The following is a 16658-nucleotide window of genomic DNA, read 5'->3' as shown; positions in this document are numbered from 1 at the left end:
TATTTATAGGAATTAGTATTACCCTGATTATGTATATTATTTGCCTACACATCACCTCCCTTTAATTTTAAAATCTCTTTAGCAGTTAATTCATCAGTTATTAATAAATCATGGAATTTAGGTGACACAACTGAAATTATGGCCCTGGCTTTGGCCGGATCACCAGCAACAACAATAACTTTATCTATCTGCTGTAAATCTTCAAGATGAAGACCAACACTCGTAGTTATATAAACAATTTCTCCCTTTTCATTAAAATAATACCCCAGTGCCTCACCAACAGCCCCATTCAATAATAACTCCTTGACCTGCCCGGGAGACATATCACGGCGACAGGCCATCTCTTCTGCACTCCCAACACCATGTAAGAGAATATTGGCTTTTTTAAGAATCTCCAAAATACGTTGAATAGACGGCTCAGCCAGGATCCTATCAACATTTTCCTCTTTAATACTATCAGGTATATGCAGAAGCTTATAACTACCACCAATTTTTTTGGCAATAGTAGAGGCAATAGTATTGGCCTGGATTTCAACCTCTTCCCCCAGACCGCCCCTGCCGGGAACCACCTTAACATTCATGGATTTATCATTAAATCTCATTGAACGGGCAACCTGAGCCAGGGTAGAGCCACCTGTCACAACCAGTATATCACCATCTTTAAGCATATTCTTAACCAGCTGTGCTGTGAATCGGCCTATCTCCTGTTTAATAGTCGAATGCTCTAGATTACCGGGTACAATAAGCACTTCTTTCAATCCGAGACAGTCCTTTAAATTCTCCTCTAATATTTTAATACCCTTTACTTCCTTAATATACTTATCCAGTTCCTTCAGAAAATCTGTGCCCCGCTCTGTAATAACTGCACCAGCCCTGGAAACACTAATTAAACCCTTGCGCTGGAGAAATTCAAGCTGTTTCCTGACAGCTCTTTCACTCATTAGACTCTTCTCTGCCAGTGACCGTCTGCCAATAGGCTGCTTATAATATATATTTCTTAATATAGTATACCGGTCTTCAGCAACAGATATTAATTCAGGCACTATTTTTTCCTGGACTCTAAACAAATACTGCATATTAATAACACTCCCTGGCGGGAACGATATTGTCCCAATGGAACAAAAGTGTCCCAATAATCACAAAAAATATAACTATTACTTTATATCCTCTTCTATTCAATATTATATATTCTAGATTATAATTAAAACTCCTTTTTTTAATTATAAGTATTTTATGTTTTTTTCTACCTATTTCTTGCCATCCTTCTTCTTTTTAAGTATATTATTATTAAAAACTGTCATTTTTCAACTTTAAAAAAAGAAGAGACAGCAAACTTTGAACCAAGTTATATTCCTTTATTGCTTTTTCAGTAAGTTCAATAAGGGTATATTAAATTAACATTAACCACTATACAATATAATGGTTAATGATTTTTTATAAAAACTATTTTTTATTCTAAATTAGCATGATAATTCCAGAGCTTATCCAGTTCTATCTCCTTCTCTTCAATAATCATCATAGCCGTTACATCTCCAAATAAAAGAAGTGACTGCTCAAAAAGTGAAGTCATCGGTTGATTTGATGAAACCTCATCTGCCCTATTAATTTTACTATATACAGGAATTCTAATAAATAGATCAGTAAATTCCTTCAAACTACTTTTTGGATTACTTCCAATATGAACAATTTTTGCTCCATAATTTTTTGCTTTTCTAGCAATCCCTACCGGAAAAAATGTTTCACCACTCCCAGAACCAACTACAAGTATATCTTTTTCGGTAATAGCCGGTTCTGTTATTTGCCCTACAATAAACATATTAATTCCTAAATGAGCATATCTTTTAGCAATAGCTTCTAAAGATAGAAGGACTCTTCCTACACCAACAAAAAATACCTTATCAGCCTCCAAAAGCATATCTATATACTGTAGTACTGATTTTGAGTTAACCCCATGTAAAGCCAGATTACATTCACGCAATATAATATCACAATTTTTTAAATATGTATCTATATTGACCATACTCCGACCTCCCCTATACATAAATATCTAGTTTTTGTCTAAATGTTGCTGCTACTTCTTTCTTATTCTTTTGACCTGTAATTCCACCACCGACTATAACTATCTCTGGTTTATAATCAACTACTTTGTTTATAGAATCAATAGTAATTCCTCCAGCAATAGCACAACGTTTAGAACCAACTGTTTTTTGAATTCTAGCTAATTCATCGTAGGGATTTTCTGTTGCCTGCACATCTACTGCAGTATGGACACATATATAATCTACACCAATTTCAACTAGCCTTTTTGCTCTTTCTTCCAGGTTTTTCACACACATCATATCTGCCAAGACCATCTTATTTACCTCACTTGCTGCTTTAACCACACCTAAAATTGTTTCAACATGTGTAATCCCCATAACTGTTACTATGTCTGCTTTTGCCTCAAAAACCATTTTAGCCTCATATTCCCCTGCATCCATAATTTTGGTATCTGCAAGTACTAAAATATCTGGAAATGTTTTTTTAATTATTTTTACTGCCTCCATGCCAAAATCAATAATCATGGGAGTCCCAACTTCTACAATGTCTATATATTTATGTACTTTTTTAATAATATTAACTGCCTGTTGCATACTTACTGTATCTAAAGCAATCTGCAATTTCAAAGCTATCCCTCCACTTCATTTTCTCCCTTTAGTACCCAACTATTTTTTTAAGCCGCTTACAATTATCTGAAATAGATGCATCCTTATTAAAAATACTAGATGTTCCACCCACAAATATATTTGCACCCTTTTCACGCATTATTTTTGCATTTTCAAAACTTACATTTCCATCTACCTCTATTTCTATATCAGTATAACCAGCTTGATCCAGCAATTTGCGCAGACGCTCAATTTTATCTAGTGTAGATGGAATTACTTTCTGACCCGCAAACCCTGGATTTACAGTCATAACCAGCACTATATCTATATCTGATAGTAAATCTTCTATCATGCATATTGGTGTCCCAGGATTTAAAGCAATTCCAGCCCGAGCACCTAATTTTTTAATCATTACTAATGTTCTTTGCACATGCTTAGTAGCTTCATAATGAATACAAATAATATCTTGTTTATTACAGCCCTTATAAAGATGAAAAGTCTTTTCTGGATTATTAATCATAAGATGAATATCGAGAGGTACACTTGTCTTATTTCTAACTGCATTAATAAAATCAGTACTTAAAGTAATATTAGGTACAAAATGATTATCCATAATATCAATATGTAAATAATCCACCCCCACTTCTTCCAATACACTAATTTCTTCTTCAACATTCATTAAATCCGTACACATCATAGATGGGGATATTTTACTTTTCATAATATACTCCTTTCAAAATCAGGATTATGCTTTTGTAAATAGTCGTTAACCTCTTTTTCTGATGGAATTGACGGTTGTGCACCTTTTCGTGATACACAAATTCCTGCTGCAGCTTGAGAAATAACAATTGCCTTGTTAATCTCTACCCCTTTACACAACTGTACAGCAAGGGTTGCACCAAATGTATCTCCAGCTCCTGTTGAATCAATAGCATTTATTTTAAAAGCAGGAATCATTTTGGCTTCCTTTCCATCATATAATAATACACCCCTACTTCCCATCTTTAAAATAACATAGACCGCTTGTATTTCTTCATACAACAATCTTGCAGCTTTCCTTGCACGTTTCTCTGTATCAATAGTAATGCCCGTTAAAGCCTCGGTTTCTGCTTCATTTGGTGATATTATATATATTCCCTTTAAGCGTTCAAACGAAATAGTCGTAGCTGGACCAGCATCAAGAAATACAGGAATATTCCTTTTAGTTGCTAGCTCATAGGTTTTATACACCATTTCCAGGGGCATTTCCAGTTGCATAATAAGCATATCATATTCATTATCTTTTAACGCATTTTCAACATCTACAGGTTGTAAACAGTTATTACCTCCTAATACTACATATGAAACATATTTCCCTGTATTATTAACAAGAATAGGATCAAGCCCAGTCTGTGTTTTCTTATCCACAATAATATAATCTGTATTAACACCAGAATTTTCAAGCTCTCGTTTAATTATATGGCCATTTTCATCATTTCCAACTCTTCCAACCATTGTTGAATTTGCCCCTTGTAGTGCTACTGCTAATGCCTGATTAGCTCCTTTCCCTCCTGGAACATAGGAATAATTATCACAAAAAACTGTTTCGCCATATTTAGGAATTTTAGGCACTCCATAAATCATTAAATCCATATTTATACTACCAACCACCAAAATATTGGGTTTGCTCATAAATAACTCTCCTCCATTTTTATGTTATATATAACTGACATCTAAATATCCTGAAATCAAATTAATTCATCTTTTATTTTTTTGTTTATTAATTGTAAAGTTTATAATTAATACTGCAATAAGAGCAATCCCCCAGATAAGATCCCTATAGTAATTACTTATATTAGGAAACATGTTTAAATACGAAGACAGCATTTGTAATATTATTACAGCAACTGCTATACCAGGAATATTACCAAATCCACCATCTGGATTAACGCCGCCAAGTACAACAATTAGTATCGTCTGCATTGTATAGCTGCTTCCAAAATTTGCCTTGGCCGAATTTAATCTTGCTAAACTGATTAGTCCCGCTATTGCAGAAATAATCCCTGAAATCATATATGTCTTTAATATTATCAATTTATTTCTAATTCCCGCAAATTTAGCTGCTTTTTCGTTAGTACCAAGTAGATGAACTCGGATACCAAATTTTGTTTTGCTCATTATGAAAGTCAATACTATAACAACAATAAGAAATATAGCAAAAGGGATGGGAATTAGATTAAAAACTAAGCCATTACCTAATTTAGTATATATTTTAGGAACACCGCTAACAGTGCTTCCACCAGATACAACAATACCAATACCCATAAATAATAAATATGAACCAAGGGTAGCTAACATAGCTGGGATATGCAAATAAGATATAAGAAATCCATTAAATAAACCACAGACTGCTCCCAATAAAAGAGATACTAATATCGCCAAAAGTATATATTCAAACTGACCAGAATCTGTAGCAGCAGGAATTAGCTTTTGCATCATTAGTCCTGCAGTAATACCACTTAAATTAGCAATATATACTGTAGAAAGATCGATTCCTCCAGAAATCATACATATACCAACACCTAAAGACATTAACCCATATTCAGTCATCTGTTTTAATATTGATTGGAAATTGCCTAATTTTAAAAAGTTATCAGGTTTTGTTACACTAGCGATTAATAAAAGGAAAATTAATGTAACAAATAATCTCTGTGTATTTCCCTCTATCTTTTTAAGTAATTTCTTTTCTAACTGCATAATTATCCGCCTCCCTCTCCTGTGACAACTTTGCTGCTCTTCTACTTTGTATAGCTGAAATTGCTGTACCTATAATAATAATACCCCCAACAAATACCTTTTGCCAATAAACAGAAACTCCTATCAAAATTAAACTATTTGATACAATAGTAAGAAGCAATGTTCCTAAAACACAACCTCTTAAGGTCCCAACACCGCCAGTCAAACGAACTCCACCAAGTATCACAGCAGCAATAACAGTCATTTCTGTACCTGCAAATTCTGTAGGTAAATATCGCCTTGACATAACTGTATAACAAACTCCTGCTATTGCAGCAACAGCTCCATTAACAGCAAGCACACCAAAAATAATCTTATTCACAGCAAAGCCTGCTCGTTGAGCAGATATTTCATCACCACCAACTGCGTAAACCCCTCTGCCGACCATTGTAAAATTTAATACTAGATATATAACAATATATAAAAATACTAGAATTAAAAATGTAAATGGTAAACTTGAACTCAATCCAGTTTCTGCATTTCTAACAGTCAATAAAGATGCCCTTGCAAACCTCATCATAACTCCCGGCAACGCAATACGCTCCGCCCCAAAAGCACCCAATAAAAGACCACTAAAAATAGACGAGGTCCCTAGAGTGACAATTAAAGTCGGAAACTTATATTTAACGATAATCCACCCATTAAGAGCACCCATTAATAAGCCAAAGAAAACTGCAATAAGAAAAACACAAATAATCGAACCATCATAACCAATATTAATAGTTATTGTAGTAGCCAAATGACTGCTTAAGGCAGCAATTAAAGGAAAAGAAACATCTGGCCCACCTGTACTGACAAATGAAAGCAAGGCACATATTGCATATATAGAAGGTACAATCATTGAACGTAATAAATCCATAATATTATTATTTGTAAAAAACAAACCTGATTTAGCCTGTATTATAACTGATAAAACAATTATAATAATAAAGACATAAAATTCAACCTGTTTTGGTATTTTTATACCTATATCTAATCGTTTCACTACATTCACACTCCTCTATAATTTAAATTGCTGCTTCCGCAAGTGCCTGTACGTTTAAGTCCTCTCCATCTAACTCGGCTGTCACTCTTCCCTTTTGCATTATAATAGCACGGTCACATGTATTAACAACTTCTTTTATATCATCTGATACTACCATAATCGCCATACCTTCACTAGCTAGACTGCGCAATAACTTATGGATATCATATTTCGCACCAATATCTACACCTACTGTAGGACCATTCAGAATTAATACCTTTGGACTATTAGAAAGCCAGCGTGCTAAAACAACCTTTTGCTGATTCCCACCAGATAACGTTTGGACTGGGAGTTCATGGTCATTAGTTACTACCCCAATTTCTTCAACCCAGCTCGAAGACTCTCTACTTATTTCATTATGATTCAAACTAGCAAATCTACCAGCTAAATCATCTAGTCTTGTAACAGTAATATTTTTTATAATTGACTGCGGCAAAAATAAACCTTCAGTTAATCGATCTTCTGGCACCATTGCAATACCAAGATTTATTGCATCAGAAACAGAAGATATATTTACCTCTCTATTATTTAAAATAATTTTACCTGTTGTAGACTTTAACAATCCAAAAAGTACAGAGGATAGTTCTACACGTCCGGAACCTAATTGACCCGTTATACCTAGAATTTCCCCGGAATGCAATTGAAAACTAACATCATTAAAACCAGGTGCTGAAATATTTTTAGCTTCAAGAACTATTTCTCCAATATTTTTTTGTTCATTTTTATTAATATTATTAAAATGTCGACCTGTCATAAAATAAGTAAACTTTTCTTCTGTTAACTCGGTAACAGGACAGGAAATAACATTTTCTCCATTCCTCAGAATAGTAACACTATCAGAAATTTCAAATACTTCATCTAATTTATGAGAAATAAAAAGAATAGTGACCCCATTCTTTTTTAAGTCTAATATGATTTCAAACAAGCGGTTTATTTCTTTTTTGGTTAAGGCTGTAGTTGGCTCATCCATAATAATTAATTTTGCATTATCAAGTAATGCCCTGGAAATAGCAATCAATTGTTTATCTGCTACAGGAAGAGTTTCAACACGGGCATTTAAATCAACTTTGAAATTTATTTTTTTAATTGCTTCTTTAGCAATCTTCCTAAATTCTCTACGATTTACTATTTTCTTTTTATTAGCCAAAACTTGATTAAAAGCCAGATTCTCTACAACACTCAAATTTGGGAAAATAGAGAAATCCTGGTATATCACCTGTACTCCAGCATTAATGGCTTCTGCAGGTGTTATGGTAGGATAATACTCTTCATCAATTTCTATTTCACCATCATCAGCTTTATAAAATCCTGAAATAATCTTAATAATTGTTGATTTTCCACTTCCATTCTCACCAGCAAGACAATGTATTTCACCTTTTTTTATTTGAAGATCTACACCCTTTAAGGCATGCACTCCGCCAAATGATTTTTTTATATTTGTTACTGAAAGAATATTTTTCATCATACACACCTCCAACTTTATACTTTTTTATAAAGAAATATTGCAATATCCCATTTGCTAACATATATAAGATATGCAATATTTCCTTATTTATATTTAAACTACATAATCTCTATTGTTAGAAATCATATCTATCAATATTGTCAGCAGTAATTTCTATGTCGGCTTGACCAATTATACATCGATTGGCACCTTTTACAAGTGATACATTCCTATAACCTTCCACACCTAAATCAGAGCCTACACCTACTTCTTCTCCAGAAAGAATTTTTGCAGCAATTGAACACATAGCATATCCTGCATCCTTAGGATCCCATAATTTTATTTTTGAAATAGTTCCAGCATTAATATAAGGTCTAAATTCATTAGGTGTACCTACACCTACAATTTTAACTCGACCTGCAAGTCCTAATTCTTCAACTGCCATTGCTATTCCAGGGCAATCTGTTGATGCAACACCTGTAAAACCTCTTAAGTCTGGATTTGCTTTAATAATTTCTTTTGCCCTTTCATATGCTGTGTTTACACTCTCTTCAGATAAAGCACTTGGAACCGCCCCATCATTAACCAATTGCATCTCTGGATAAGCCTCTAGTTGACGAGTTTTTTGGGCATTAGCATATTCCATGTGAGTTGTACTGGTGGTATAAGCAACCATCATAGCATACTTCCCTTTTTCACCCATTTCTGATGCTAGCGCATCCATAAGTGCTGCCCCAAAATCATCCGCTGTAAAGGCTTCTACATCAAACAATGTATTTACCTGATTAGAAGCTTCATGAGTTACTACTACAATCCCTTGAAACATTGCATTTTTCAGTGATGCTTCAATAGCACCCGGATCAATAGGTACTACACAAAGAGCATCCACCCCCTGATTGATCATATCATCAATGACCTGTACTTGAGAAGCAGCATCTGCATTAGCAGGACCTTTTTGAATAACATTAATATTCATTTTTTCTCCAAATTCATTAACACCTATCTCCATTCTCTTAAACCAGGGTGCAGTATTATCTTTGGTAACTACAGCAATTGTCCATTCTGATTTGTCCTTATCTGACTTATAATTTGATATATCAAATAAGTCCCTATCAGCCGCCAGTACTCCTCCCCCAATACTCAAAACCATAGCAAACACCATCATTAACACAAATAGTTTCTTCATTTTCATTATACCTTTTCCTCCTTTAGAGAAATATATTTAATATCATGACAGCTTTTGTACTGTCCATGACCCCTTAAGGGCTTAAAACTATACAACTATTCCAAGTTTGCATGTCGACTAAACATCTCATTGGAATTCAAGTTTTTTGCCTCCATAACTTTCATAGACAAAGCATCTGAAAATATTAATAAGGATTGTTCAAATAAATTGGCCATTGGTTGAATTGATACCTGTTTACTTGTTTTTTTAGATTTTGGTGTTGGAGCCGGAATATGTAATCTAACATTCGATATCTTACCTAAAGTAGAGTCCGGAAAACTTGTAATAGTAATAATATTCAGACCTAATTTTTTTGCTTTACTGGCATATGCTTTCAAACTCTCAGTTTCTCCAGACCCGCTACCTAAGATTAATAAATCACCTTTTTTAGCGCCAGGGGTTTCCGTATCACCAATTACAAATGCATTAAGCTTAGCATGCATTAAACGCATTGCAAATGCCCTCATCATATATCCCGAACGTCCTACACCTGCAACAAACATTTGTGGAGCCTTCAATATATAAGATAATACTTCCTCAACACTATCTTCATTAATTTTTTTAAAAACAGAATGCAGTTCTTTATTTATTTCTTTTAATATAGGATAAATAATTATTATCACTCACTTCCTCAATTTTATTCTACATTCCTGTGACGACTAACCATATCTTCTTTACTAATACCCATCTCTTCTCTTAACATCATTACTAATACATCAAATAAAATAAATAGCGTCTGTTCAAACAAATTACCCATAAGCTGTTCTGAAAAAACAAAATTTCCTACAGCCTTATACGCTTCTGCGGGTACATTAATAATATTATCTGCAATGGAAATAAGATAACCCTCACTTGATGGTGTAATTAATGCAAGTCTAGCACCATTCTTCTTAGCCATTTTAGCAATATAATTTTCATGACCTACATTCGCTGAACCACAAGCACATATTAATAAATCCCTTTTTCCTATTGCTGGGGTTGTATCATCCCATATCCAATGTGCCTCTTTTCCTAAATGCATAAGCCTCATTGTAAATGCTCGGACTGATAACCCTTCCCTTCCTGCTCCCAGAAGAAAAATTCTAGGGGTTTTCTTAATCAATTCTATCAATTCCCTAACACTTTTATCTTCCATCCTAGAAAATACTTCTGCTATTTCATTAAGAGTACTATCTGAAATTTCCCTGAAATTACTCATCATTTAGTTATCAAGCCTTTCCTTCTCGTATTCTGATAATAACGCAAGCCCCTCATCATGATTACCTGCATATTGGGCAAATAGCCATGCTTCTACCATATGTAGAAATTTTGGAAGATCCATCATCCATGCTCCTGTACATAAAATATTGGCATTATTATGTTCTTTGCTCAATACAGCTGGAAATACATCATAACATAAAGCAGCCCGTATTCCCTCCACCTTATTGGCTGCCATAGCCATACCTTGACCTGTTCCACAGATCAAAATGCCATAATCAAATTCTTTACTAGCAACCAAATCTGCTACTTTCTTAGCAATTGGTGCATAGAGTCCTTCTTTTGAAGAATAACACCCTACATCTTCAATATTATAACCATTAGATCTCATAGATTTTAATATCTGACACTTAAAATCATAAGCAGCCAAATCACATCCCATCACTAATCTTAATTGTTGTTCCATATTTTTCCCCCTTAATAAAAGTAATCGATATCATTTATTTCTTATTATCGTTGATTTAACAGGAATTATATCGAAAATTATAATTGTAATCGGTAACATTATTCAGAAAAAAAATAATCTTATTACACTTAAAACAGAAACTTATATCTACTATCTATATCTTTTTTATTATTACAGGTGTTTCTAGTATTCTTTTAATAGGTTCCTTATCTGGAAAAGCCATCCGGTTTATTAAAAGTTCTATTGCTTGCCTACCCATTTCCCTTGCATCTCTTTTAATATAGTTAAAATTAATTCCCATAATATCCAGAGCTTCAATTCTATCTAATCCAATACAGGAAATATTTTCTGGTATAGACTCCCCTAATTCATATAATGCCTTTAGAAAACCCATACTAGTTCTATTATTACAGGTCAAGACTGCTGTCGGCCTATCTTTCATAGAAAGTAGTTCTTTAGACAATTCATAGGCTGTTGTCATTCTAAAATCGCCATAAAACATATATCTTTTTATAGGTATAATCCCACTATCTTTCAGAGCTTTTAAGTACCCCTCTTCACGGTTACGGGCAAGAACCCTATCTAATGTACCATTTATAATTCCAATCTTCGTATGTCCAGCTCCAATTAATGCTTTAGTTGCATTATACATGCCTTTAGAATCATCAAAATACACACCATCTAAATCCAAATAATCAATCTCCCTGTCTAATATTACTATTGGAGAATTAATATCTTTTAACATCTTTTTAAGACTTCTTTTCTCTTCCTTATTACTATAATCAATTGCAGGAGTATAAACCAACCCGCGAACTCTATGTTCTTTTAACATTTCTAATGCTTTTTTATCTTTATTAGGATCATCATCCGAATTACAACAAATAAGAGTTAAGTCATTTTTATCAATTACTTCTGTAATACCTCTTAATACTTCTCCAAAAAAAGGGTTATCAACTTCTGGAACAATCACACCTATAGTTGATGATACTCTTTTGGAAAGACTTCTTGCAGTTGCAGAGGGAGAATAGCCTCTTCTTTTTATTACTTCCAATACTCTTTCTCTTGTTTCTGGACTAACTGATCCAGAATTATTTAAAACTCTAGATACTGTTGTCGTTGAGACTCCTGAATCCTTTGCTATATCTGAAATAGTTACATTATACATTATAATCTCCTTTAATAACAATCTTAATAATTTGATAATCATTATGTAAGCGGTTCCACAAACACATAATAACATTTTTCAGGGGTATTGTCAATATAAATTTCCATTTTTGACTTTTTAGAATTTGAAAATAAACAGGTATTCATTTCACACAATTGGTAATGACTAATTACTAGATGATGCTAACTTATTTAACAAAGGTCAACCTTTATATCGTAGTTGACCTTTGTTATAATAGTAATTATAAGAACACTACAAATCATCCCATTAAAATCAAGTATAACTTTCCATAGTTGTTCATTTTGGTTTTCTCCTTTTATTTGAGGAGGGAATCCCCATTTCTTTCCTGTATTTGGCAACCGTTCTTCTTGATAGGTCTAAAGCCCTGTTTTCCTTTAATAATTCGGTAAGCTCCCTATCACTTAAAGGAAATTCCGGTTTTTCATTTTCAATATAGTCAGCTATCAAGGCTTTTATACTTACTGAAGAAAGGTTATTAACTCCACTATTGAAAAAGAATTTTAACTCAAATAAACCCTGAGGGGTTTGAAGGTATTTCTCTGTAGTAGCCCTACTGACTGTTGATTCATGCATCCCCAGTATATCAGCAACCTCCTGCATAGTCATTGACTTTAAATACTTAATACCTAAATTCAGGAAATCTCGCTGTTCTTTAACAATAGCCTCTGCTATCCGATAAATGGTAAATCTCCTCTGTTCAATGCTCCTCATCAACCAGAGGGCAGAACGGTATTTCCCCAACAAATATTCATAAACATCTGTCCCTTTATTCTCTTTTAGCATCTTATGGTAATACGGATTAATCATTAAAGATGGGATACTTTTTTCATTTGAAATAACAAGATATTCCCCCCTGTTTTCCTTAACAATCAAATCCGGAACAATATATTTTACCTCATTAGCGGTATTATAAGCTGAAGCAGGATGGGGATTTAATGTCTTAATAAGGTTAATTGCCCCCATAACCCTTTCCTCATTTGCTGCCAGTTTTTTTCTTATAAAAGAATATTCTTTTTCTACTAAACAATCAAAATAATCCCTGACAATTCTTTCAGCCAGACCAGTATCAAGCATTAAACTATCCAGCTGGATTAAAAGGGCCTCTCTCACATTACTAGCTGCAATACCAACCGGATCTAAATATTGAATGCGTCTAAGTATACTTTCCACCTTATCTACACTGGATTTGAACCTTTTAGCAATATTTCGACAGGAAGATGTTAAAAAACCATGTTCGTCAAGGCTTCCAATAATAAATTTTCCAAGCTCAAGTTCATTTTCTTCTAGTACCTGATATAGCTGTCTTTCTAAATGCTCTAATAAGTTAGGTTTATAAGCAACATAATTTTCATAATTATTCTCTTTATCACTGTTAACAGAATAATCAATTCCACTACTATAATTCTGTTTGTCTAATCTATCCAGGAGAGGGTTTTCAGCCAGTTCCTCTTCAATATACTCTTCCATCTCCTGACTTGAAAACTGTAAAATTTCAATTGCCATCTGGAGTTGAGGTGTCATCACCAGTTTTTGTTTTTGTTCCAGATTTAAATTGAAACCCAGATCCATTAGTCATCTCCCCTTATCTCTTTAGCTACTTTCTTGATACGCCGCATACGGTGATTAACACCTGATTTACTTAACCTAGGTTCCAGCTGTTCCCCCAATTCCTTCAAACTGGCATATGGGTGCTGTTTACGCAGCAGTGCTATTTCCTGCAGTCCTTTGGAAAGGGATGATAGACCCTTTGTATTTTCAATTAATTCAATATCTTCTAACTGCAGCATAGCTGCTATTACTGTTTTATCCAGGTTAGCGGTCTCAAAGTTTATTTTTCTATTGACATTATTCTTAACAGCTTTAAAAACCCGCTGGTTTTCCATCTTCAGTAAGGCCTGATGGGCACCTATAATATTTAAAATAGTGGCAATATCCTCAGACTTCTTAAAATAAACAATATACTTACCATTGTGTTCTGTTAAATACCCTTTAAGATCTAGACGGGCTAGCAGATCAAGTAATTCCTCGGCAAAGTTTTCATGTTCACACCTGAACTCAAGGTGGTATTCACTATTAGGCTTATTGACTGAACCACCACCAAGGAAGGCCCCTCTAAGATATGCCTTCTGACACTCAAGGTCATTTATAAACTCCTCTTTAATCTTATAAATCAAAGTATTGTTTTCATCTATAAATCCCAGCTCATAAAGGAAATGTTTAAGCCCCTCCTGAGGAGGGAGTCTAAGCAGATAGGTATTATTTTTATAGGAGAAGTGTCTACCCTTCCTCACCATTATACCTATTTTAAGTCCATATCTGCTTTTTATCAATGAATAGACTTTACGGGCCAGGTCACCATGATATATCTTTACCTTCAAAGCCAACTGTTTATTTATAATCTGAATAGAACCATCCATTCTAATTAATGCTGCCAGTTCTGGTAGTTCCCTGCTTTTAATCCTGGCTATCTCATGTTTTACCTCATCAGAAAAAGACATAAGTTTTTTCACCTGCCTTTAGCAATAGAAAAAATAACCCTGGCTAATTCCTCAGGATCATGTCTAATATATCCCTCTTCGTTCAAGAGATTGGCGGCAATAATTTCAAGATTATATTTTTTAAGCTTCTTTTTATCAACCAGTACTGGAAAAGCCCCTTCTTCTTCATATCTACGTGCCAGATCCTCAGAACCTTCCTCCTTATTTATAATAACATAATCAAAAATACCCTCTCCAGCATTACGAATAATAGCTTCAATATGATCACTAACACTGTAAGCAGTAGTTTCACCAGGCTGGGTCATTACATTACAAATATAGATTTTAGCAGCAGAGCTCTCTCTAATAGCCTCTGCAATCCCTCTTACCATCAAATTAGGAATTACACTGGTATAAAGACTACCTGGACCAATCACTATTATTTCAGCCCCAGCAATAGCCTCCAGGACCTCAGACGTTGCCCTGCAGGAGGCTGGTTTAAGAAAAACCCTCTCAATCCTTTTTCCTTCCTCTGGTATCACTGATTCACCCATCTTGATAGTCTTATCAGTATAAACTGCACCTAGATGGACATCTTCATTAGTTGCCGGCAGTACCTTACCCTTTACTGCCAGAACCCTGCTTGATTCTCTAACCGCCTCCTCAAAATCACCAAGCACTTCAGTTAATGAAGCAATAAACAAATTTCCAAAATTATGGCCTGCCAGATGTCCTTTAGCACTGAAACGGTACTGAAATAAACTCTGCATTAATGGTTCAGCATCAGCCAGGGCAACCAGACAGTTGCGTATATCCCCAGGAGGAAGCATGCCCAGCTCATCCCTTAATTTGCCAGAACTACCACCATCATCTGCTACAGTTACAATAGCTGTAATATTACTGGTGTATATTTTTAATCCCCTCAAGAGATTTGATAAACCAGTACCCCCACCCAGGGCAACAATTTCCGGGCCCTGCTGAAGTATTCTATCTCGATAAAGTTCTTTAACATTCTGATAGTTCTTTTTAAAAACTATTTTAAAAATACCCCTGATGGTAAGAACCACAACCAGAAAACCAGCTGCTATAAAAAGTAGTCCAGTAATAATACTTGCCAGAGTAGTTCTAACCCCTGTTAAAGCAAGATCACTTATAATCTCATCAATAAATCCAAAGACCCGGAAACCAGTAATGACTGATATACCAATGCTAATAGATAACAAGCCTATAATAAACAGTATCAACCATCTCTTTAAACCAAATCCAGGATGTAACCATTTATATTTCATGACAACACTCCTGTCAATTCTCTACTTATTAACATCTTTATGCTCTACAATTACTCGATATCCTTTTTTCAACAGCTTATCCTTTAATTTTATAGCAGTTGTTACAGAACGGTGTTTCCCCCCTGTACAACCAATAGCTATCATCAGATGGCTTTTACCCTCTTTTTTATATTCCGGTAATAAAAATTCTACAAAATCAAAGAATTTCTTATAAAACTTCTCTGTTAAAGGCCATTTAAGAATATAATCCTGAACTATATCCTCTTCACCTGTATGCTCTCTTAACGAATTTACATAATGAGGGTTGGGCAAAAACCTAACATCAAAAACCATATCAGCATCTAAAGGGATACCATATTTATAGCCAAAAGAAATTATTGAGACAGACATTGTTTCATTATCTATACGGTGAAAAGAATAAAGAAGTTTCAATTCCTCATTAAATTCCTTTTTAGTCTTTTGAGAAGTATCTATGATCTTATTTGCTTTACCACGCAGTTCTTCTAATATTTGTCTTTCCTTATGAATAGCGTCCAGCACCCTACCCTCAGCATCAAGGGGGTGTTTCCGCCTGGTCTCCTTATAACGCCTGATTAAACTGTCATCAGAGGCTTCAAGATATAATATTTCAAAATTAACTCCCTTTTCTTCCATCACAGCAAGCTCATCAAAAAGGGCATTAAAAAATTCCCTCCCGCGAATATCAATTACCACAGCAATCTTTTTGAGTTCCGAGTGGAGGCATAATTCCGCAAATTTATTAATAAAAGCAGGGGGTAGGTTATCAATACAGAAATAACCCATATCTTCAAAAAAATCAAGAGCAACTGATTTCCCCGCCCCGGACATACCAGTAATAATGAGAAACTCCATTATATTTTCTCCTCTCACTTCTTTTAACTTTATTTTATAACAGAAAACTCAAAAAGT

At 34.3% G+C, this 16658-nt stretch carries 17 protein-coding genes; all 17 read right to left on the bottom strand.

Annotated elements, in window-relative coordinates:
• Positions 1 to 44: 44 nt before the first annotated feature.
• The 17 genes from D7D81_RS05790 to rapZ all read right to left on the bottom strand — a co-directional run bounded on the left by D7D81_RS05790 (position 45) and on the right by rapZ (position 16601).
• Entirely contained in the window at positions 45 to 1076 is a 1032-nt protein-coding gene (locus D7D81_RS05790) for a sugar-binding transcriptional regulator (protein WP_125988169.1), read from the bottom strand.
• Between the two features lie 374 nt (positions 1077 to 1450).
• The gene (hxlB, locus tag D7D81_RS05785; RefSeq protein WP_125988167.1) at positions 1451 to 2020 is read right to left on the bottom strand and encodes a 6-phospho-3-hexuloisomerase; all 570 of its coding nucleotides are present in this window, start codon (positions 2018 to 2020) and stop codon (positions 1451 to 1453) included.
• 13 nt (positions 2021 to 2033) lie between these two features.
• The gene (hxlA, locus tag D7D81_RS05780) at positions 2034 to 2666 is read right to left on the bottom strand and encodes a 3-hexulose-6-phosphate synthase (protein WP_125988165.1); all 633 of its coding nucleotides are present in this window, start codon (positions 2664 to 2666) and stop codon (positions 2034 to 2036) included.
• Positions 2667 to 2694: 28 nt separating this feature from the next.
• Entirely contained in the window at positions 2695 to 3366 is a 672-nt protein-coding gene (gene rpe / locus D7D81_RS05775; protein ID WP_125988163.1) for a ribulose-phosphate 3-epimerase, read from the bottom strand.
• Positions 3363 to 4316: a ribokinase gene (locus D7D81_RS05770; RefSeq protein ID WP_125988161.1), complete on the bottom strand. Its 954-nt coding sequence runs from the start codon at positions 4314 to 4316 to the stop codon at positions 3363 to 3365. The genes rpe and D7D81_RS05770 overlap by 4 nt, the downstream gene beginning before the upstream one ends.
• 66 nt (positions 4317 to 4382) lie before the next feature.
• On the bottom strand, positions 4383 to 5381 hold the full coding sequence (locus D7D81_RS05765) for an ABC transporter permease (RefSeq protein WP_125988159.1): 999 nt from the start codon (positions 5379 to 5381) through the stop codon (positions 4383 to 4385).
• Positions 5356 to 6405, bottom strand: a complete 1050-nt coding sequence (locus D7D81_RS05760) for an ABC transporter permease (RefSeq protein WP_205739349.1) — start codon at positions 6403 to 6405, stop codon at positions 5356 to 5358. The genes D7D81_RS05765 and D7D81_RS05760 overlap by 26 nt, the downstream gene beginning before the upstream one ends.
• A gap of 22 nt (positions 6406 to 6427) precedes the next feature.
• On the bottom strand, positions 6428 to 7909 hold the full coding sequence (locus tag D7D81_RS05755; RefSeq protein ID WP_125988155.1) for a sugar ABC transporter ATP-binding protein: 1482 nt from the start codon (positions 7907 to 7909) through the stop codon (positions 6428 to 6430).
• Positions 7910 to 8024: 115 nt separating this feature from the next.
• On the bottom strand, positions 8025 to 9080 hold the full coding sequence (locus D7D81_RS05750; protein WP_125988153.1) for an autoinducer 2 ABC transporter substrate-binding protein: 1056 nt from the start codon (positions 9078 to 9080) through the stop codon (positions 8025 to 8027).
• 89 nt (positions 9081 to 9169) lie between these two features.
• Entirely contained in the window at positions 9170 to 9736 is a 567-nt protein-coding gene (gene hxlB / locus D7D81_RS05745) for a 6-phospho-3-hexuloisomerase (RefSeq protein ID WP_205739348.1), read from the bottom strand.
• Between the two features lie 14 nt (positions 9737 to 9750).
• Positions 9751 to 10314 (bottom strand): 6-phospho-3-hexuloisomerase, encoded by a 564-nt coding sequence (hxlB, locus tag D7D81_RS05740; RefSeq protein WP_205739347.1) that lies wholly within the window; start codon positions 10312 to 10314, stop codon positions 9751 to 9753.
• Positions 10315 to 10752, bottom strand: coding sequence for an RpiB/LacA/LacB family sugar-phosphate isomerase (locus D7D81_RS05735; protein WP_164522126.1), 438 nt, complete (start codon positions 10750 to 10752; stop codon positions 10315 to 10317).
• A 178-nt stretch (positions 10753 to 10930) separates the two neighbouring features.
• A complete protein-coding gene (locus tag D7D81_RS05730; protein ID WP_125988149.1) occupies positions 10931 to 11941 on the bottom strand; it encodes a LacI family DNA-binding transcriptional regulator in 1011 nt (336 codons plus the stop codon).
• 297 nt (positions 11942 to 12238) lie between these two features.
• Complete coding sequence (gene rpoN, locus D7D81_RS05725) at positions 12239 to 13531, bottom strand: RNA polymerase factor sigma-54 (protein WP_125988147.1); 1293 nt, start codon at positions 13529 to 13531, stop codon at positions 12239 to 12241.
• On the bottom strand, positions 13531 to 14472 hold the full coding sequence (gene whiA / locus D7D81_RS05720) for a DNA-binding protein WhiA (RefSeq protein ID WP_353622097.1): 942 nt from the start codon (positions 14470 to 14472) through the stop codon (positions 13531 to 13533). Before whiA ends, rpoN begins: the two co-directional genes overlap by 1 nt.
• Entirely contained in the window at positions 14469 to 15728 is a 1260-nt protein-coding gene (gene mgfK, locus D7D81_RS05715; RefSeq protein ID WP_125988143.1) for a gluconeogenesis morphogenetic factor MgfK, read from the bottom strand. Before mgfK ends, whiA begins: the two co-directional genes overlap by 4 nt.
• Before the next feature lie 21 nt (positions 15729 to 15749).
• On the bottom strand, positions 15750 to 16601 hold the full coding sequence (rapZ, locus tag D7D81_RS05710; RefSeq protein ID WP_125988141.1) for an RNase adapter RapZ: 852 nt from the start codon (positions 16599 to 16601) through the stop codon (positions 15750 to 15752).
• Positions 16602 to 16658 lie beyond the last annotated feature (57 nt).

Origin of the sequence: Halocella sp. SP3-1, from assembly GCF_003953885.1 — a bacterium.
Taxonomy (GTDB): domain Bacteria; phylum Bacillota; class Halanaerobiia; order Halanaerobiales; family DTU029; genus Iocasia; species Iocasia fonsfrigidae.
Note: the sequence above shows the minus strand (reverse complement) of the source record. Positions and strands in the feature narration are given on the sequence as shown.